Origin of the sequence: Streptomyces morookaense (assembly GCF_013030945.1) — a bacterium.
GTDB classification, from domain to species: Bacteria; Actinomycetota; Actinomycetes; order Streptomycetales; family Streptomycetaceae; genus Streptomyces; species Streptomyces morookaensis.
On record NZ_JABBXF010000004.1, the window covers coordinates 246,665 to 265,796 of the forward strand.

Consider the following 19,132-nt stretch of genomic DNA (forward strand, 5'->3'; position numbering starts at 1 on the left):
CCGTGGGAGAAGAGCGGTTCCGTGATCACACGCATTCGCCTGCCGCACCGCCACCTGGCACCCCCGACGGAGCCCGGGCCGCCCGGCGGACCGTCGCCCAAACGGCCCGCACCGGCACCGCAGTCGCCCCGCTGGTGGCTGTGGGTCATGCCGTTCGTCATGCTGGGCCTGCTGATCGCCCTGGCGACGTCCCGCGGCCTGACGGGCCCGTCCGGCAACCAGGTCTCCTACAGCGACTTCGTCGGCAAGGTCGGAGCCGGCCAGGTGCAGACCGTCGAGATCAACGACAAGGGCACCGTCGAGGGAACCCTCAAGAACGGCACGCACTTCACCACCCAGCTCCCCACCGCCCTCGGCTCCGGCGGGCTGGAACAGCAGCTCCAGGCCCAGCACGTGAGCATCTCCGCCGTGCAGAGCAGCAGCGGCAGCCTCTGGCCCTCCCTCCTCGTGGCCTTCCTGCCGCTGCTGCTCCTGGCCGCCTTCTTCTTCTGGGGCTTCCGCCGGGCCGCCGGATCGCTGTCCGGCGGCATCAGCGCCATCGGACGCTCCCGCGCCAAGATCATCGAGGCGGAGCGGCCGACCACCGGCTTCACCGACATCGCGGGCTACGACGGGGTCAAACAGGAGATCAGCGAAGTGGTGGACTTCCTGCGCAACCCCGGCCGGTACGCCGCGGCCGGCGCCAAGGGACCGCGCGGCGTGATCATGGTCGGGCCGCCCGGCACCGGCAAGACGCTCTTCGCCCGCGCGGTCGCCGGGGAGGCCGACGTCCCCTTCCTGTCCGTGACCGGCTCCGCGTTCGTCGAGATGTTCGTCGGCGTCGGCGCGTCCCGGGTCCGCGACCTCTTCGACGAGGCCCGCAAGCGCGGGCCCTCGATCATCTTCATCGACGAGATCGACGCCGTCGGCGGCCGCCGCGGCGGCGGCACCCGGCTCGGCGGCAACGACGAGCGCGAGCAGACCCTCAACCAACTCCTCGCGGAAATGGACGGGTTCGACCAGAGCAGCGGCATCGTCGTGCTCGCCGCCACCAACCGGCCCGACGCCCTCGACCCCGCCCTGCTGCGCCCCGGACGGTTCGACCGGCAGGTCACCGTCCCCCTGCCCAACCAGGCCGAACGCGCGGCCATCCTCGCCGTCCACGCCCGCGGCAAGACCCTCGGCCCCGGTGTCGACCTGGACGCCGTGGCCCGCGGCACCCCCGGATTCTCCGGCGCCGACCTCGCCAACCTCGTCAACGAGGCGGCCATCAACGCCGTCCGGGCCGACCGCGCGACCCTGGTCCAGGGCGACCTGGACACCGCCCGGGACCGGGTGCTGCTCGGCCGGCGCGAGACCTCCAACGCCCTGCTCCCCGAGGAACGGCACTCCGTCGCCGTCCACGAGTCCGGGCACGCCCTCGTCGCCGCACTGTGCGAGCACGCCGACCCCGTCGCCAAGGTCACCATCCTCCCGGCCGGCGTCACGCTCGGCGTCACCGAACAACTGCCCGAGGCCGAACGGCACCTCTACAGCGAGGGCTATCTCACCGACCTCCTCGCCGTCCGCCTCGGCGGCCGGGCCGCGGAACTGGTCGTCTTCGGCGAGGGCTCCACCGGAGCGGCCAACGACCTGGCCGGAGCGACGGAGATCGCCACCCGCATGGTCCGCGAGTTCGGTCTCTCCCCGGCCCTGGGCCCGGTCGGCTACGCCTCCTCCGCCCTGCAGTACCTCGGCGAACCCGCCGGGGAGGACCTGCTGCGCCGCCCCGCGTACTCCGAGCAGACCCAGCGGATCGTGGACGAGGAGGTCGCCCGCCTGATCCGCCACGCCGAGGAACGGGCCCTGGGCATGCTCCGCGAACACCGTGGCGCCCTGGACCGGCTCGCCGGACTCCTCGTCGCCCGCGAGACCGTCGACGGCTCCGCGGTCCTCGACGCGCTGCGTCAGGACTCCGGGACGGACGGCTCCTGACGGGGGGCGGGGAGCCGCACCCGGAACGCCGTGTGCCCGGGCCTGCTGGCGACGCCGACGGTGCCGCCGTGCGCGGTGACGACGGCCTCGACGATCGCCAGTCCCAGACCGGTGCTGCCCGAGGCGCGCGACCGGTTGTGGTCGGCGCGGGTGAACCGCTGGAAGACCTCGGGCTGCAGGGCCTCGGGGATGCCGGGGCCGTTGTCGGTCACCGTGAGCTCGGTGCCGGCCGGGGATGCCGTGATGCTCAGCGTGACATCGGTGCCGGAGGGGGTGTGCGTACGGGCGTTGGCGAGGAGGTTGGCGATCACCTGGTGGAGGCGGTGCTCGTCGCCGGTCACCGTCACCGGCTCCTCCGGCAGGTCCAGCAGCCAGTGGTGACCGGGCGCGGCGACGCGGGCGTCGTCGACGGCGTCGAGGGCGAGCCGGGTGAGGTCGGCGGCCTCCCGGGCCAGCGGCCGCCCGGCGTCGAGCCGGGCCAGCAGCAGCAGATCGTCGACGAGGCCGCTCATGCGCTGCGTCTCGGACTGGATGCGCTGCAGCGCATGCCGGACCTCGCCGGGCACCGGTCCGGGGTGGCGCAGGGCCAGTTCGGCGTGGGCGCGCACGGTGGCCACCGGGGTGCGCAGCTCGTGCCCGGCGTCGGCGGCGAAGTGCCGCAGCCGCTGCTCGCTCGCCCTCCGCTGGGCGAGCGCGTCCCCGACGTGGCCCAGCATGCGGTTCAGCGCGGCACCCACCTGGCCCACCTCGGTGCGGGTGTCGGTGTCGGGCACCGGGGCAGGCATGGCGAACTCGCCGCTGGCCAGCGGAAGTTCCGTCACCTCCGCCGCGGTGGCGGCGACGCGCCGCAGCGGGCGCAGCGACAGTCTGACCCAGGCGGCGCCCGCCACCCCGGTGACGACGAGGGCGGTGCCGAAGACCACGGCCTCGACCAGCTCCAGGCGGTGGACGGTCTCCTCCACCCGGTGCAGCGGCATGCCGGTGATCAGGGTGTCGCCGTCGTCGCCGGCCACGGCCACCACCCGGTAGGAGCCCAGCGCCGACAGCCGGATGCCGTGCCCGCCTCCGTCGCGGGGGAGGGCCGCCAGGGCGTTCCGGTCCGCCGCGGTGAGCGGCACGGCCTCGTCCGTCTGCTCGCGCACGACGGCGGCCGTGGTGGTCCTGCCGTGCATCAGCCGCGCGCCGAAGGTGCCGTCGGACTGTCCGCGGGTGTCCGGCCGGTTGTCCCCGTCGGAATCCTCGTCGTGCTCCAGGCTGGCAGCGAACCTCCCGCCGGACGCGACGAGTTGTTGGTCCAGCCGCCCCACGAGGAAGGCCTGCAGGGCCAGCGAGGTCGTCACCCCCACCGCGAGGGAGGCCAGCGCGAGCAGCAGCACCAGCCCGGCGGTGAGGCGGGCGCGCAGCGTCCGGGGCGCTCTCACGCCGCCTCCGGCTTGAGGACGTACCCGACCCCGCGCACGGTGTGGATCAGCGGAGTGCGCCCCGCGTCGATCTTCTTGCGCAGATAGCTGATGTACAGCTCCACCACGTGGGCGCGGCCGCCGAAGTCGTAGGCCCACACCCGGTCGAGGATCACAGCCTTCGACAGCACGCGGCGGGGGTTGCGCATCAGGAAGCGCAACAGCTCGAACTCGGTGCGCGACAGCTCCACGGCCGTCCCCGCCCGGCTCACCTCGCGAGCCTCCTCGTCCATCACCAGGTCCCCGACGACCAGCAGGCTGCCGCTCGGCTCGCGGGCCATGCCCGCCCGGCGCAGCAGCCCGCGCAGCCGGGCGAGGACCTCCTCCAGACTGAACGGCTTCGTGACGTAGTCGTCGCCGCCCGCCGTGATTCCGGCGATGCGGTCCTCGACGGCGTCGCGCGCTGTGAGGAAGAGCACGCAGATCCCCTTCGCCTCCGCCCGCAGCTCGCGCAGCACGGCCAGGCCGTCCGTGTCGGGCAGCATCCAGTCCAGCACGACCGCGTCGGGCCGGAAGGAGCGCGCCGCGGCGACGGCCGACGCCCCGTCCGCGGCGCTGCGCACCTCCCAGCCCTCGTAGCGCAGGGCCTGGCACAGGACGTCGGTGAGGTCGTGCTCGTCGTCGACGACGAGCACACGGACGGGCCCGCCGTCGGGCCTGCACAGGGCGGGGGAGGGGGTGCGGTTCAGCATGATGCGTCCAGCATCCCGCATCGCTCTGTGCACCCGGGGGCCGGAAACCTGTGGGTTCCCTCTGAAAATCCTCCCGGGCCCCGTCTTCAGAGGGTTCTCAGAAGATGCGCTGCGAGGCTGTCCCCCGTCCACCGGAGAAGGTCCGGAGAAGGCCCGGAGAAGCTCCGGAGAGGGGAGGCCACGTGGCCATCAGTACGGACGGGGGCCGGGTCGCGGCACGGAGGGCGCGGGCCGTGCGCCGCCGCGCCCGGGTGACCGCGGCACCGGCCCAGCTGTGCATCTGGGCGGGCGCGGTGGCCGTGCTCGGGCTGTGGTGGAGCAACACCGCATCCGTCGTCGGAACCGCCGGCTGGCTCACCGGCGCCGGGCGGATCACCGGTCTGCTCGCCGGGTACGCCTGCGCCGTGCTGCTCGTGCTCATGGCCCGGGTGCCCGCGCTGGACCGCGGCGTCGGCACGGACCGGCTCGCCCGCTGGCACGCCGCCGGCGGCCGCTACACCGTCTTCCTCGCGCTCGCGCACACCCTGCTGATCATCTGGGGGTACACGCTGACCGCGCACACGAACGTCGTCGGCGAGACCACCACGCTCGTCCTGGACTACCCGGACATGCTCAAAGGCACCGTGGGATTCCTGCTGTTCGTGGTGACCGGTGCCGTGTCGGCCCGCGCCGCCCGGCGCCGGCTGAGCTACGAGGCCTGGCACTTCCTGCACTTCGCGACCTATCTCGCGATCTTCCTTGTCTTCGGGCACCAGTTGGCCAACGGAGCGGACTTCGTCGGCGACACGGCGGCCCAGCTCGCCTGGTACACGCTGTACTTGGCGGCAGCGGGGCTGCTGGTGTGGTACCGCTTCGTGGTGCCCGTCCGGTGCGGAGTGCGTCACCGGCTGCAGGTGGCCGAGGTACGGACCGAGGCGCCCGGTGTCGTCTCGGTGTACATGACGGGCGCACGCCTCGACGAACTCGCCGCCGAGCCGGGGCAGTTCTTCCGCTGGCGCTTCCTGGCCCCGGGCCTGTGGTGGACCGCGAGCCCCTACTCGCTCTCCGCGCCCGCCCACCCGCACCGGCTGCGCATCACGGTGAAGGCCCTCGGCGGGCACAGCGCGGCCGTGGCCCAGCTGGCCCCCGGCACCCGGGTCTGGGCGGAGGGCCCCTACGGGGGGTTCACCGCCGCCCGCCGGACCGCCCGCAAGACGCTGCTGCTCGCCGGAGGCGTCGGCATCACCCCGCTGCGCACGCTCTTCGAGACGCTGCCCGGCCAGGTCACCCTCGTCTACCGGGCCCGCCGCCCCGACGACCTCGCGCTGCGCGACGAACTGGACGCGATAGCCGCCTCCCGCGGGGCCAGGGTCCTGTACTCGGCCGGCGACCCGGCGGCGCACGGCTTCCCCTACCTCCCCCTCACGTCCGACTCCCTGCTCCGGCTGCTCCCGGACCTGGCCGAGCACGACGTCTACCTGTGCGGGCCGCCCGGCATGACCGAGGCAGCCCTGCAGGCCCTGCGCGGCGCGGGAGTCCCGGCCCGCCGCATCCACCACGAGTCGTTCGCGTTCTGACCCGAACACCCGGCCAGATCAGAGGAGTCCGAGCGTGCGCCGAGCCGCCGTCACCACGCTGTCGACCGCCGCAGGCGTCGTCCTGCTGCTGTCGCTCAAGCCGCACCAAAGCGCACCGCCGCCCGCCGTCGCCGCGCACCGGCCGGGGACGTCACCACCCGCCCACGCCCCGGGGAGCAGCCGGACGGGCACCTTCACCGGGGACGTGATCGACACCGACTACGGCCCCGTGCAGGTGGCCGTCACCCTCCAGCAGGGCCGGCTGACCGCGGTCAAGGCGCTCCAGGTGCCGTCCGACCGGGGCCGCAGCCGGGAGATCTCCTCCTACGCCGTGCCCCGGCTGACCCAGGAGGCGCTGGGCGCCCAGAGCGCGCAGATCGACGCGGTCTCCGGAGCCAGCTACACCAGCGAGGGCTACACGCAGTCCCTGCAGAGCGCATTGGACAAGGCCGGTGCCTGAACCGGCGCGCGGACTGCGCCACGTCGAGCACGCCATGGGCACGGTGTTCTCCTTCGACATCCGCGACCCGGCCACCCCCGCCGTCCACGCGGCCCTGCACGGGGCCGTCGCGTGGCTCCACCACGTCGACGCCGTCTTCTCCACCTACCGGCCGGACAGCGCCGTCAGCCGCCTGGCCCGCGGCGAGACCACCGTCGAGCGCTGCCCGGCGGAGGTCGGCGAGGTGCTGCGGCTGTGCGCGGAGGCGGAGCGCAGGACGCAGGGCTGGTTCAGCGCCACCGCGGGCGGGGTGCTCGATCCCTCCGGGCTCGTCAAGGGCTGGGCGGTCGAGCGGGCCTCGGAGGTGCTGTACGCGGCCGGGGCGCGCAACACGTGCGTCAACGGCGGGGGAGACATCCGGCTCCGGGGCGAGGGCGCGCCCGGCACGCCCTGGCGCATCGGCATCGCGGACCCGGCCCGGCCGGGGCGGCTGCTGACGGTGGTCGCGGGGCGGGATCTGGCGGTCGCCACGTCGGGGACGGCGGAGCGCGGGTGTCACATCCTCGACCCCCGGACGGGCCGCCCGGCCCGTGGCCTGCTGTCGGCCACGGTGACCGGTCCGTCCCTGACCTGGGCCGACGTCTATGCCACGGCGGCCTTCGCGATGGGCGACCTCGCCCGTGACCGGATTGCCCGCTTGGAGGGCTACGACGTGATGACCGTCTCACCGGCCGGGGAGGCGTGGGCGAACGCGGGTTTTCCGTGCATTGCCGACACCGTTCGCACCCAAGGCGCCTAGCCCGTTACCGCGCGTAACGTGTCCGGAAAAACAAAATCGCTTGAACTCTTGACGGGGTACTTACGCGCCTCACACCATTCAGCGCATGAGTCATCGGACCGGAACCGGCGCCGCCGCTTCCGTTTTTTGATGGCTCGCTCCCGGGGGCGATGTTCCATCGCCCGCCCGGCGTCGCCAGCCGGAACCGGACACCGAGCGGTCACGTACTTCGCGGCCGATCCCCACGACAACCGTCGGCCCGCTCGGTCCTGCCCCCCTCAGTGAAGGCGAAGACATCTATGAGTGACCGCACCCTGACTGCGGCCCCCCAGCCCGGAACGGCCGAACCGGCAGCGACGACCCCCCACGTCGACGCCGGCGACGCGGGCTACAGCAAGGACCTCAAGTCCCGTCACGTCAACATGATCGCCATCGGCGGCGCGATCGGCACCGGCCTCTTCCTCGGCGCCGGTGGCCGCCTCCACACAGCGGGACCCTCGCTCTTCATCGCCTACGCGGTGTGCGGGCTCTTCGCCTTCTTCGTCGTCCGGGCGCTCGGCGAGCTCGTGCTGCACCGCCCGTCCTCGGGCGCGTTCGTCTCCTACGCCCGTGAGTTCATGGGCGAGAAGGGCGCGTTCACGGCCGGCTGGCTCTACTTCCTCAACTGGGCCACCACCGGCATCGCCGACATCACGGCCGTCGCCACCTACACGCACTACTGGCACATGTTCAGCAGCATCCCGCAGTGGGTGCTCGCGCTGATAGCCCTCGCGATCGTGCTCACCGTGAACCTCATCTCGGTGAAGTACTTCGGCGAGATGGAGTTCTGGTTCGCGATCGTCAAGGTCAGCGCGCTCGTGATCTTCATGGTCATCGGAATCTTCCTGCTGATGACCCAGCACGACGTCGGCGGCAACGCCCCCGGCCTGTCGAACATCCTCGACCACGGCGGCATCTTCCCGGCCGGCGTGATGCCGATGCTCTTCGTCGTCCAGGGCGTCGTCTTCGCCTACGCCTCCGTCGAGCTGTGCGGCGTCGCCGCGGGCGAGACCGAGAACCCCGAGAAGATCATGCCCAAGGCGATCAACTCGATCATGTGGCGCGTCGGCATCTTCTACGTCGGCTCGGTCATCCTGCTGGCGCTGCTGCTGCCGTACACGGCCTTCCACGCCGGCGAGAGCCCCTTCGTCACCGTCCTGTCGAAGATCGGCGTCCCGTACGCGGCCGGCGTGATGAACCTCGTCGTCCTCACCGCGGCGCTCTCCAGCCTCAACTCCGGCCTCTACTCCACCGGCCGCATCCTGCGCTCGATGGCCGTCGCCGGCTCGGCGCCGAAGTTCACCGCGAAGATGAACAAGGGCCAGGTGCCCTACGGCGGCATCCTGCTCACCGCCGGGTTCTGCGTCCTGGGCGTCGGCCTGAACTTCGTGGTCCCCGCGGACGCGTTCGAGATCGTGCTGAACTTCGCCGCGATCGGCATCATCGGCACCTGGGGCATGATCATGCTCTGCTCGCTGCTCTTCTGGCGGCGCTCGAAGCAGGGCCTGGTCAAGCGCCCGTCCTACCGGCTGCCCTTCGCCCCGTACACCCAGATCATCACGCTGGTCTTCCTGGCCTCCGTGATCGGCCTGATGGCGTCCCAGAAGGGTGCCGACCGCACCACCGTGCTGTGCCTGCCGCTGATCGCGGCGGCCCTGGTCGGCGGCTGGTTCGTGGCACGCCGCCGGGTCGCCAGGACCAAGCAGGAGGCCGAGGCGCTCGGCGCAGAGGCCGGGAACCTCTGAGCCTGCCGGCCTGAACATGCGGTTCCACGGGCCGCCTGCCGACGGACATCGTCCGCCGGCAGGCGGCCCGTTTCGTTCGCGCCGCGGAACGTGCCGGGGTAGACATGGGGGTATGGCCCGAAACCGGGGCCGCTCCTGGGGGCCTCTGGGCCGTCGGCTCGGTGGCCGGCGTCCCGGCCGCCGGCCTGAGCGGCCACAGCGGCGCCCAGGATCCAGGGCGCCCTCGGGGCGGCGCCTGCGGTCGGTGGCGAGCGTCCGCAGCGTCGCCGGTCAGATGTTCGTGCTCCAGGTCCTCATCGTGCTGCTGCTCGTCGTGGCCGCCGTGACGACCCTGCTGCTGCAGGCCCGCAGCGACCGGATCCAGGCCGCCCGCGACCGCTCGCTCGCCGCCGCCCAGGCCTTCGCGCACGGCCCCGGCCTGGTGGCCGCCATGAAGGGCCCCGACCCCGCCAAGGTGATCCAGCCCGAGGCCAAGGCCGCCTGGACGGAGGGCGGCGTCGACTTCATCGTCGTGATGAACCGGGACGGCCTGCGCTACTCGCACCCCGATCCCGCACTCATCGGCAAGCACTTCGTCGGCACCATCGGCCCGTCCCTGCAGGGGAAGACCTACTTCGAGGAGGTCAACGGACCCCTCGGCAAGGAACTGCAGGTCATCGTCCCTGTGAAGGACTCCCGCGGTGCCATCGTCGGCCTGTGCTCCTCCGGCATCAAGATCAGCCGGGTGAGCAGCGCGGTCGATCAGCAGCTCCCGCTCCTCATCGGTGCGGGCGCCGCCGCCCTCGTCCTCGCCACGGCCGGCACCGCGCTGGTGAGCAGACGGCTGCGGCGGCAGACCCACGGCCTCGGCACGGCCGAGATGACCCGAATGTACGAACACCACGACGCGGTGCTGCACGCGGTGCGCGAGGGCGTCGTCATCGTCTCCGGCGACGGTCTGGTGCTGCTGGCCAACGACGAGGCGCGCCGCCTGCTCGGCCTGCCCCCGGACGTGGAGGGACGGCACGTCTCCGGGCTCGGCCTCGACCCCCGGATGGCGGAACTGCTGGTCTCCCGGCGCGTGGCCACCGACGAGGTGGTCCCGGTGGGCAAACGGCTCCTCGCCGTGAACAACCGGCCCACCGACCGGCGCGGCGGCCCGCCCGGCAGCGTGGCCACCCTGCGGGACACCACCGAACTGCGCGCCCTCGCCGGCAAGGCCGAGGTGGCCCGCAGCCGGCTGCGACTGCTGTACGACGCCAGCGTCGCGATCGGCACGACCCTGGACGTCCAGCGCACCGCCGAGGAGCTCGCCGAGGTGGCCGCACCCCGGCTCGCCGACTACGTCTCCGTCGACCTCGCCGAGGCCGTCCTGCGCGGCGAGGAACCCCGTACGACCACCGGCGAGGCCCCCGAACTGCGCCGTGTGGCGCTCGGCGGCACCCCCGACGGCCACCCGCTGTACCGGGCGGGCGAGCTGCACCGGTATGCCGCGCCCACCCCGCAGGCCCAGGGATTCGTCAGCGGGGAATCCGTGCTCGTCCCCTCCCTGGCGGACGCCGAGGGCTGGCGCACCCAGGACCCCTCCCGCACCCAGCAGATACTGGACTACGGCTTCCGCTCGCTCATCACCGTCCCGCTGAAGGCCCGCGGGGTACTGCTCGGAGTCGTCAACTTCTGGCGGACGCAGAACAGTGACGCCTTCGAGGAAGAGGACATGTCGCTGGCCGAGGAGCTGGCTGCCCGCGCCGCGGTGTGCATCGACAACGCGCGCCGCTTCACCCGTGAGCACGCCATGGCCGTGACCCTGCAGCACAGTCTGCTGCCCCGCGGCCTGCCCGAGCTGACCGCCCTCGACGCCGACTACCGCTATCTGCCTGCCCAGGCCGGGGTGGGCGGCGACTGGTTCGACGTCATCCCGCTGCCCGGCGCCCGGGTCGCGCTGGTCGTCGGCGACGTGGTCGGCCACGGCCTGCACGCCGCCGCCACGATGGGCCGGCTGCGCACGGCCGTGCAGAACTTCTCGTCCCTCGACCTGCCGCCCGACGAACTCCTGGGCCACCTCGACGAGTTGGTGGGCCGCATCGACCAGGAGACCGCCGACGTGCCGGACGAACCGGCCATCGCCGGTGCCACATGCCTGTACGCCGTCTACGACCCGACCACCGGCATCTGCTCGATGGCCAGGGCCGGCCATCCGGTGCCGGCCGTGGTCCGGCCCGACGGCACGGTGGAGTTTCCCGAACTCCCCGGCGGGCCGCCGCTCGGCCTGGGCGGACTGCCCTTCGAGGCAATGGAGCTGCATCTGCCGGAGGGCAGCAGTCTGGTGCTCTTCACCGACGGCCTGGTCGAGGACCGCGACCGGGACATCGACACCGGCCTGGAGATCCTCCGCGCCACCCTCGCCCACCCCGGCCGGACCCCGCGGGAGACCTGCGACGCCCTGCTCGACGCGCTGCTGCCCGAGCGGCAGAGCGACGACATCGCCCTCCTCGTCGCCCGCACCCGCATCCTGGAGCCGGACCGCAAGGCCGAATGGGAGCTGCCCGCCGACCCCGCCGTGGTGGCCCGGGCCCGCGCCGACGTCACCCGGCAGCTCGCCGACTGGGGCCTGGAGGAAGCGGTGTTCACCACCGAGCTGATCCTCAGCGAGCTCATCACCAACGCCATCCGGCACGCCTCGGGGCCGATCCGGGTGCGGCTGATGCGCGACCGTTGCCTGATCTGCGAGGTCTCCGACACCAGCAGCACCTCCCCGCACATGCGCTACGCGGCCGCGGAGGACGAGGGCGGCCGCGGCCTGTTCCTCGTCGCCCAGCTCGCCGACCGTTGGGGCACCCGCTACATTCCGGACGGCAAGATCATCTGGGCCGAGCTCCCCCTCGCCTGACCCGCTGGATACGGTGTCCCGAGCACAAGGGGACGCCCGCACGGGGCGCCGGAACGAGGAGGCACACCGTTGGGTGGGACGGGGCGGGAGCAGGCGCGTTTACCGCGGCTGAGGCTGGACGAACTGCTGGGCGAGCTGCAGGCCCGGCTGGACTCGGCCCGGGGCACCCGGGACCGGGTGCACAGCCTGCTGGAGGCCGTGCTCTCGGTGGGGCGCGAGCTCGACCTGGAGCACGCACTGCGGCGCATCATCGAGGCGGCCGTCGTGCTCGTCGACGCCCAGTACGGCGCCCTGGGCGTGATCGGCCCCGACGGGCGGCGGCTGACGCAGTTCCTCACCGTCGGGCTGACGGACGAACAGATCAGGGACATCGGCCCGTTCCCCTGCGGCCACGGCATCCTCGGCGAGCTCATCAGCAACCCCGAGCCGCTGCGCCTGACGAAGCTCTCCGAGCACCCGGCCTCGTACGGCTTCCCGCCCAACCACCCGCCGATGCACAGCTTCATGGGCGTCCCGATCCGCGTCCGCGGACAGGTCTTCGGCAACCTGTACCTGACCGAGAAGCGCGGGGGCGCGGAGTTCGAGGACGAGGACGAGGCGGTGCTGGCAACCCTCGCCGTGGCCGCCGGTGTCGCGATCGACAACGCCCGCCTGTACGAGGAGTCCACGCGGCGCGAGCGCTGGCTGCGGGCGAGCGGACAGGTGACCACGAGCCTGATGTCCGGCAGCCCGCGCGGGGCCGTCACGGCACTGATCGCCGAGCTGGCCCAGGAGATCACCGGGGCCGAACTGGCCACGTTCTCCGTCCCGTCGGCCGCGGGCGACGCCGTCACCGTCGAAGTCGCCCTCGGCGCGCACGCGGAGGAACTCCTGGGGCTGGTGCTGCCGGCCGAGGGCACGCTGGCCGGTGTGGCACTGGCCGCGGGCGAGCCGGCCTGCAGCCGTGACATCGGCGAGGACCTGCGCGTGACCGCGGCGCCCCGACGGTTCACCGGGATGGGCCCGGCCGTGGCGGTGCCGGTGATGTCCGGCAGTTCGGTGCGCGGGCTGCTGTTCCTGGCACGCGACCACGGGCGGCCGGAGTTCTCGCGGGCCGAGACCGAGCCCCTGCTGGCCTTCGCCGGCCAGGCGGCCCTGGCCATGGAACTGGCCGACCGGCGGGCCGACGCCGAGCAGCTGGCCCTGCTGGAGGACCGCGACCGCATCGCCCGCGACCTGCACGACCTGGCGATCCAGCGGCTGTTCGCCACGGGGATGACGCTGCAGAGCGCCGACCGGTTCATCGACCACCCCGAGGCGTCGGAGCGGGTGCAGCGCGCGGTCGACGACCTGGACGAGACCATAAAGATCATCCGGTCCACCATCTTCGGCCTGCGGTCCCGGCAGACCGCACCCCAGCACGGCCTGCGCACCCGCGTGGTGCGGGCCGTGGGGGAGGCGGCACCGCTGCTCGGCTGCGCGCCGAGCCTGCGGATGGAGGGCCTGCTGGACACGGGGGTGCCGCGCCCGGCCGTGGACGACGTGGTCGCGGCCCTGGGCGAGGCGCTGGCCAACGTGGCACGGCACGCGCACGCGGACTCGGTGGACGTGGCGGTGGTCAACGACGGCACGCACCTGGTGCTGACGGTCACCGACAACGGCGTGGGCATCCGCCCGGACGGCCGCCGCAGCGGCCTCCGCAACTTGACGGAACGGGCCGAACGGCATGGCGGGGGGCTGGAGTTGACCACTCCACCGGGAGGCGGAACGACCCTGACCTGGCGAATACCGCTGGCGTGAGCTACTCGCGCCCCGAAAGGGGCGCTGGGGGCACCTCCCAGCGGTAGCCGGGGGAGGAACTGCGCGAGCAACCCAGGGCAACCCGCAGTCAGCGCAGCGCCTCCGTGGCAATGACAGCCGCCTGAATCCGCCGCTCGACCCCCAGCTTGGCCAGCAACCGCGAAATGTGATTCTTCACGGTCTTCTCCGAAAGGAAAAGCCGCTGCCCGATCTGACGGTTCGTCAACCCCTCCCCGATGAGCGCGAGAATGTCCCGCTCCCGGGGCGACAGCCCGGCCAGCCGCTCGTCCTCCGGCGAGGAGCCCGGCTCCTCGCCGCGCAGGCTGCTCATCAGCCGCGCGGTGGTGGCCGGATCGAGCATGGACTGGCCGGAGGCGACGGTGCGGATGGCCGCGACCAGGTCGGCGCCCTTGATCTGCTTGAGGACGTACCCGGCCGCCCCGGCCATCACGGCGTCCATCAGCGCATCGTCGTCGTCGAACGACGTGAGCATCAGGCACGCGAGGTCCGGCATCCGCGACCGCAGCTCCCGGCAGACGGTGATGCCGTCCCCGTCGGGGAGCCGCACGTCCAGCACGGCCACGTCGGGGCGCAGCGCCGGGCCGCGGGTGAGGGCCTGGTCGATGCTGCCCGCCTCGCCGACCACCGAGATGTCGGCCTCGCCGTCCAGGAGGTCCTGGATGCCCCGCCGGACGACCTCGTGGTCGTCCAGCAGGAACACCCGGATGGGCCGCTCCTGGGAGAACATCCTTGACTGTTCCACTACCGGCTCCCTGCTCGACGTCGGCGCCCGCGCCCGGGGCGCTCTTCCGATCATGATCCCCCCGGCCTGCAGCATGCCATGGGCCGAACGGCCCATAACCGGCTGACCTGCACCGTCGTCCCGCCCGTCGCATCCGGACCGGAGCAGTGCGATGGTGCAGACAGAGGGAACTTTCCAGGAGAGGGAACTTCCCGCGAGGCGAGGCGGTGGGCACGATGACGCTTCCCCTGGTCGTGGGCGTGGACGGGTCCGACGGCAGTCTCCCGGCGCTGGACTGGGCCGCGGACGAGGCGGCCCGCCGGGAGATCCCCCTGCGCGTGGTCCATGCGTCGCTGTGGGAACACTACGAGGCCTCGGCACCCGCGTTCGGCCCCGACCGTCCCGAGGACAAGGGCATGGCGGAGCAGGTCGTCGCGGCCGCCCGGCACCGCGTCGAGCTGCGCGCCCCGGACGTCGCGGTGGACGCCGCGGTCGTCCCCGACGACGCCGTGAGCGCCCTGCTGGAGGAGGCGCACCGGGCCGCCGCCCTGGTCACCGGGGCCTCGGGCCGCGGAGCCCTGGCCGGGCTGCTGCTGGGCTCCGTGAGCCTCTCGCTGGCGGGTCGCGCCCACTGTCCGGTGATCGTGGTGCGCGGCGGCCGGCGCACCGTCCGCGGCGAGTGCGGACGGGTCCTTGTCGGCGTGGGCGACGCCGAGGAGTGCGCGGCCGCCGTGCGGTTCGCGCTGTACGAGGCCGGGCTGCGGCACTGCGAGCTGGAGGCCGTCCGGGCCTGGCGCAGTTCGCACCCCGCCGGGGGCGACTCGACGCGCCGCAGCGAGGAACGGGCCCTGGGCGCCCTGGGCGAGGCCCTGGAAGGACCGGCCCGCGAGCACCCGGACGTCCCCGTGCGGCGCACGGCGGCCGAGGGGCCCGCGCACAAGGTGCTGGTCGAGGCCTCGGCCGCGGCGGACCTGCTGGTCGTCGGCGCCGTGCGGCACCGCAGCCGGGTGGGTTTCCAGCTGGGCCGGGTCAGCCACGCGGTGCTCCACCACGCGGCGTGCCCGGTGGCGGTCGTCCCGCACGAGTGAAGCACGAGTGAACCGGGGACCGGAGGGTCAGGAGGCCGACTCGGCCTGTTCGTAGGCGGCCTTGGCCTCGTCACCGAAGTACGGCCCGAACATCGTGCCGGGCAGGAACGTGTAGCCGAAGCTGTTCACCGAGGCCTGCAGGCCCGTCCCCGTGGACTCGTCGAAGGACGTGAACCAGGGTCCGCCGCTCGAACCGCCCGTCATGTCGCAGCCGAGTCCGTGGTCCTTGGTGAGGAGGAAGTCCTGGGACGAATCCCCGCTGCAGTGGATGAGCTTGGTGCCGTCGTAGGGTGCCGCGGCGGGGAAGCCGAAGGAGTACATGGGCTTGTTGTAGGCGCCGTTGAACTCCAGGCCCTGTGCCCCGACGACGTCGGTGAGCTTCTTGCCGCCCAGCGGGGCGACGACGGCGAGGCCGACGTCGTAGTTCATGTCCTCGCTGGCCGACCACTGCGGCGTGGACAGCGTCTTGGTGGCCGTCCAGGTGCCGTAGGGCGCCTGGCCGTCGTGGTAGCCGGGGACGAAGGTCCAGTTGGTGTGCCAGCTGCCCTGGTACTTGACGCAGTGCCCGGCCGTGATCACGGTGCTGGCGTTCCTGCTGGTGATGGCGTCGCCCGAGCAGGAAGCGGTGCGGCCCTGGAAGGTGAAGAACACCCGGCCCGAGGTTTTGACCACGGCACCGCCGCCGGTCCAGGGGCCCCCGGACTGCGGGAAGGACGTCACGTGCGCCGAGGGCCGGGTGGGTGCGACGGCGGTGTGCGCGCCGCGGTGCTGCGGGGAGTTCAGGGCGCCGGGGCCTGCGGTGACCAGGTCGAGCGGGGTGGCCGTGCGCATGCGTTCGGGTGTCCAGAAGGCGGCGGTCCGCTGCTGTGCGGCCGACGTGTCCGCCCCGGCGTGGACGGCGGCGGAGGAGGGGGCTGCGGCGGCGCCTGCCGTGGTGGCCTGGACGCCGGTGCCGAGCAGGGCGCCGGTGACGAGGAGTATGCCGGCGGTGGCGCGGGGGGAGTGTCTCACGCGAACTCCTTCTGCTGTGGGGGTTCGCGGGAAGAGTGCCACGCTCCGCCGGGGATTGACAGGGGCGCGTCAAAGCGCGGGTAATTCCCGGCCACGGCGCCCCGTCAGGGGCGCTGCCCCTACGCCGCCCTCGCCGCCGGTGCGCTCGGCGCAAGGTGCGAGGTGAACCAGTCGCGGGCGAGCTCCGCCACGGCGTCCAGCGCCCCGGGCTCCTCGAAGAGGTGCGTGGCGCCCGGCACCACCGTCAACCGGTGTTCACAGCGCAGCTGTTGGGCGGCTTCCCGGTTGAGGTCCAGCACGGTCTCGTCCCGGCCGCCCACGATGAGCAGCGTCGGCGCGCGCACCCGGCCCAGCTGCGGTCCGGCGAGGTCGGGTCGGCCGCCGCGGGAGACCACCGCGGCGATGTCCGAGTCGTCCGCGGCCGCCCACAACGCCGCCGCGGCGCCCGTGCTCGCGCCGAAGTAGCACAGCGGCAGGGACTCCCGCCGCAGCCACTGCGACACCTGGGCGAGCCGGCGCGCCAGGGGCTCGATGGCGAACACATTGGCCCGGTCCGACTCCTCCTGCGGCGTGAGCAGGTCGAACAGCAGCGTGCCCAGCCCCGCCGCATTGAGCGCCTGCGCCACCGCGCGGTTGCGCGGGCTCGTCCGGCTGCTGCCGCTGCCGTGGGCGAAGACGACGATGCCGGGCGCCCCGGCGGGCAGCGCCAGATCGCCGGTGAGCGTGAACGCGCCGCCCTCGACCGGCACTTCGACGGGGATGCTGTGATCCGGACTGTTGCCGTCGGCGTCGCCGTTCCCCGACCGCACCGTGGCGCGGTTGCGCCGGAGCAGCTCCACGACCTCCTCGTCCGCGGTCTGGGAGAAGTCGCGGTACCACTCGCCGACGGCCGAGAACACGGCCGGCGTGAACGGGCAGACCAGCTCGTCCACTTCCGCGGTGAGCACGGCCACCGCGTCCGGCGGCGCCACCGGCACCGCCAGCACGACCCGCGCCGCGCCCTGGGCCCTGGCCACGCGGCAGGCCGCCGACGCCGTCGACCCCGTCGCGATCCCGTCGTCCACGACGACCGCCGTGCGGCCGTCGAGCGGGATCCGCGGCCGGCCGCCGCGGAAGCTGCGGGCCTGCTCCGCGAGCACCGCCTCCTCGCTGCGCTCGACCTCGGCGAGGTCGTCCTCGTCCACCCGGCTCATCCGGACGATGTCCTCGCGGACGACCTTGACCCCGCCCTCGCCGATGGCGCCGAAACCCAGCTCCCGGTGGAAGGGCACGCCGAGTTTGCGGACGAGGATCACATCCAGCGGGGCGCCGAGCGCGGCCGCGACCTCGAAGGCCACGGGCACGCCGCCGCGGGGCAGGCCCAGCACCACCGGGCGTTCGCTGCGCAGATGCCGCAGCCGCTCGGCGAGCTGCCGGCCGGCATCCGTTCGGTCCGTGAATCGCATGCTGCACCTCCGGTTCCGGGGCCCGGCTCCGGGAGGGGACGGCGGAGAACACCCCTCCTCCCACGATGCGCGGCTTCCGGGAGGATCGTCCACCGCGGGTCAGCCCCCGTCACGGCCCTCCAGGGCCTCCCGTACGCGCGCCGCCACCTGCGCCGCCTCCTCGTCCGAGGCATAGCGCGTGCGGGGCCAGAAGAAGCCCCGCAGGCCGTCCTTGCGGTTGCGCGGCACCACGTGCACATGGAAGTGCGGCACGGACTGGCTGATGCGGTTGTTGGCCGCGACGAACGACCCGGCCGCGCCCATGCCCCGCTCCACGGCCCCGGCGACGCGCTGCACCCGGGTGAAGAACGGGCCCACCTCCGGGGCCGGCAGGTCGGTGAGCGTCTCGGTGTGCCGCCGCGGCACGACCAGGACATGCCCGGGGAAGAGCGGCCGGGCGTCCAGGAACGCCACGGCCGTCTCGTCCTCCAGAACCAGGTGGGCGGTCTGCCCGCCCGTCGCGATGGCACAGAAGATGCAGTCCACGGCACCAGCGTGACGGATCCCGCCCGCCGGGGCAGGGATCGTCCATGCCCCTGCTCGTCGGAACCTCGGGATGGCAGTACACGGACTGGCGCGGCGACCTCTACCCCGACGGCTGCCCGCAGCGGCTGTGGCTGGAGGAGTACACCCGGCACTTCGCGACCGTCGAGAACAACAACGCCTTCTACCGCCTGCCCTCGCCCGGGACGTTCGCCGCGTGGCACGACCGCACCCCGCAGGGGTTCGTCATGGCGGTCAAGGCCAGCCGCTACCTCACCCACATCAAGCGGCTGCACGAACCGGAGGAGCCCGTGCAGCGCCTGATGCGGCACGCCGGCGGCCTGGGGGACCGGCTCGGGCCCGTCCTCCTCCAGCTCCCGCCCACGCTCAAGGCCGACGCGGGGCTGCTGGACACCGCACTGGCCTGCTTCCCCGCCGGTACCCGCGTCGCCGTGGAACCCCGGCACGACTCCTGGTGGACCGACGAGATCCGCTCCCTCCTGGAGCGGCACCACGCCGCCCTGTGCTGGGCCGACCACGACTCCCGCCCGGTGACCCCGCTGTGGCGCACGGCCGGCTGGGGCTATGCGCGCTTCCACTGCGGCCGCGCCCGCCCCTGGCCGCGCTACGGGCGCCAGGCGCTCGCCACCTGGGCCCGCCGCATCGCCGACACCTGGCCCGACCGGGCCGATGTGTACGCCTACTTCAACAACGACCCCGGCGCGGCCGCCGTCCACGACGCGGCCGCCTTCGCCCGCGCCGCGGCCCGGCTGGGGCGCACGGTCAGCCGTACACCGGACGGGAGTTGAGAGGCGGGACGTAACGGGGGGATCGCCGGGAGGGCGGCAGGGCCCTGGAGCCGGACCGGCCGGGCCGCCTCTGGGCACTACCGATGGAGGATCGGGTGCACACTCCGAAACCCTGATCGCCGGGCCTCCATCACGTTGGGTCATGGTTGGCGGTCAGGGCGTGTTCGATGGATCGGCGCCGATTGGTCGGACACGCCTCAGGGCC

Annotated in this window: 15 protein-coding genes; 9 read left to right on the forward strand and 6 right to left on the reverse strand. The window is 73.2% G+C overall.

From position 1 onward, the window contains the following. The first annotated feature begins 21 nt into the window (after nucleotides 1–21). Nucleotides 22–1,953 carry an ATP-dependent zinc metalloprotease FtsH gene (ftsH, locus tag HG542_RS02820; protein WP_171078375.1) on the forward strand — a complete coding sequence of 644 codons (1,932 nt, stop codon included), beginning with the start codon at nucleotides 22–24 and terminating at the stop codon, nucleotides 1,951–1,953. Here ftsH and HG542_RS02825 read toward each other — a convergent pair. Then, entirely contained in the window at nucleotides 1,926–3,374 is a 1,449-nt protein-coding gene (locus tag HG542_RS02825) for a sensor histidine kinase (RefSeq protein ID WP_171078376.1), read from the reverse strand. The genes ftsH and HG542_RS02825 overlap by 28 nt on opposite strands. Further along, the gene (locus HG542_RS02830; RefSeq protein WP_304414284.1) at nucleotides 3,371–4,105 is read right to left on the reverse strand and encodes a response regulator transcription factor; all 735 of its coding nucleotides are present in this window, start codon (nucleotides 4,103–4,105) and stop codon (nucleotides 3,371–3,373) included. Before HG542_RS02830 ends, HG542_RS02825 begins: the two co-directional genes overlap by 4 nt. Nucleotides 4,106–4,287: 182 nt before the next feature. On the opposite strand from HG542_RS02830, the gene HG542_RS02835 reads away from it, so the two are divergent. The 6 genes from HG542_RS02835 (at nucleotide 4,288) to HG542_RS02860 (ending at nucleotide 13,310) form a co-directional block, all read left to right on the forward strand. Then, nucleotides 4,288–5,661, forward strand: a complete 1,374-nt coding sequence (locus HG542_RS02835; protein ID WP_373313063.1) for a ferredoxin reductase family protein — start codon at nucleotides 4,288–4,290, stop codon at nucleotides 5,659–5,661. Between the two features lie 34 nt (nucleotides 5,662–5,695). Continuing rightward, the gene (locus tag HG542_RS02840; RefSeq protein WP_171078378.1) at nucleotides 5,696–6,121 is read left to right on the forward strand and encodes an FMN-binding protein; all 426 of its coding nucleotides are present in this window, start codon (nucleotides 5,696–5,698) and stop codon (nucleotides 6,119–6,121) included. Continuing rightward, nucleotides 6,114–6,899, forward strand: coding sequence for an FAD:protein FMN transferase (locus HG542_RS02845; RefSeq protein WP_373313064.1), 786 nt, complete (start codon nucleotides 6,114–6,116; stop codon nucleotides 6,897–6,899). Before HG542_RS02840 ends, HG542_RS02845 begins: the two co-directional genes overlap by 8 nt. 278 nt (nucleotides 6,900–7,177) lie before the next feature. Continuing rightward, on the forward strand, nucleotides 7,178–8,662 hold the full coding sequence (locus HG542_RS02850; protein WP_171078379.1) for an amino acid permease: 1,485 nt from the start codon (nucleotides 7,178–7,180) through the stop codon (nucleotides 8,660–8,662). 112 nt (nucleotides 8,663–8,774) lie between these two features. Continuing rightward, nucleotides 8,775–11,531 (forward strand): SpoIIE family protein phosphatase, encoded by a 2,757-nt coding sequence (locus tag HG542_RS02855; RefSeq protein ID WP_171078380.1) that lies wholly within the window; start codon nucleotides 8,775–8,777, stop codon nucleotides 11,529–11,531. Nucleotides 11,532–11,600: 69 nt separating this feature from the next. Beyond that, nucleotides 11,601–13,310: a sensor histidine kinase gene (locus HG542_RS02860; protein ID WP_171078381.1), complete on the forward strand. Its 1,710-nt coding sequence runs from the start codon at nucleotides 11,601–11,603 to the stop codon at nucleotides 13,308–13,310. An 88-nt stretch (nucleotides 13,311–13,398) separates the two neighbouring features. On the opposite strand, the gene HG542_RS02865 is transcribed toward HG542_RS02860, so the two are convergent. After that, nucleotides 13,399–14,058 carry a response regulator gene (locus HG542_RS02865; protein ID WP_171078453.1) on the reverse strand — a complete coding sequence of 220 codons (660 nt, stop codon included), beginning with the start codon at nucleotides 14,056–14,058 and terminating at the stop codon, nucleotides 13,399–13,401. Nucleotides 14,059–14,288: 230 nt separating this feature from the next. On the opposite strand from HG542_RS02865, the gene HG542_RS02870 reads away from it, so the two are divergent. Beyond that, a complete protein-coding gene (locus HG542_RS02870; RefSeq protein WP_171078382.1) occupies nucleotides 14,289–15,140 on the forward strand; it encodes a universal stress protein in 852 nt (283 codons plus the stop codon). 27 nt (nucleotides 15,141–15,167) lie between these two features. Here the strand turns inward: HG542_RS02870 and HG542_RS02875 are convergent, their stop codons facing one another. From HG542_RS02875 to HG542_RS02885, 3 genes are all read right to left on the reverse strand, one after another. After that, nucleotides 15,168–16,151 (reverse strand): trypsin-like serine peptidase, encoded by a 984-nt coding sequence (locus HG542_RS02875; RefSeq protein WP_171078383.1) that lies wholly within the window; start codon nucleotides 16,149–16,151, stop codon nucleotides 15,168–15,170. Nucleotides 16,152–16,270: 119 nt separating this feature from the next. Next, nucleotides 16,271–17,596: an alpha/beta family hydrolase gene (locus HG542_RS02880; protein WP_171078384.1), complete on the reverse strand. Its 1,326-nt coding sequence runs from the start codon at nucleotides 17,594–17,596 to the stop codon at nucleotides 16,271–16,273. Nucleotides 17,597–17,695: 99 nt separating this feature from the next. Next, a complete protein-coding gene (locus HG542_RS02885) occupies nucleotides 17,696–18,121 on the reverse strand; it encodes an HIT family protein (protein WP_171078385.1) in 426 nt (141 codons plus the stop codon). 44 nt (nucleotides 18,122–18,165) lie between these two features. Between HG542_RS02885 and HG542_RS02890 the strand changes: the two genes are divergently transcribed. After that, nucleotides 18,166–18,927, forward strand: coding sequence for a DUF72 domain-containing protein (locus HG542_RS02890; protein WP_171078386.1), 762 nt, complete (start codon nucleotides 18,166–18,168; stop codon nucleotides 18,925–18,927). The last annotated feature ends 205 nt before the right edge of the window (nucleotides 18,928–19,132 follow it).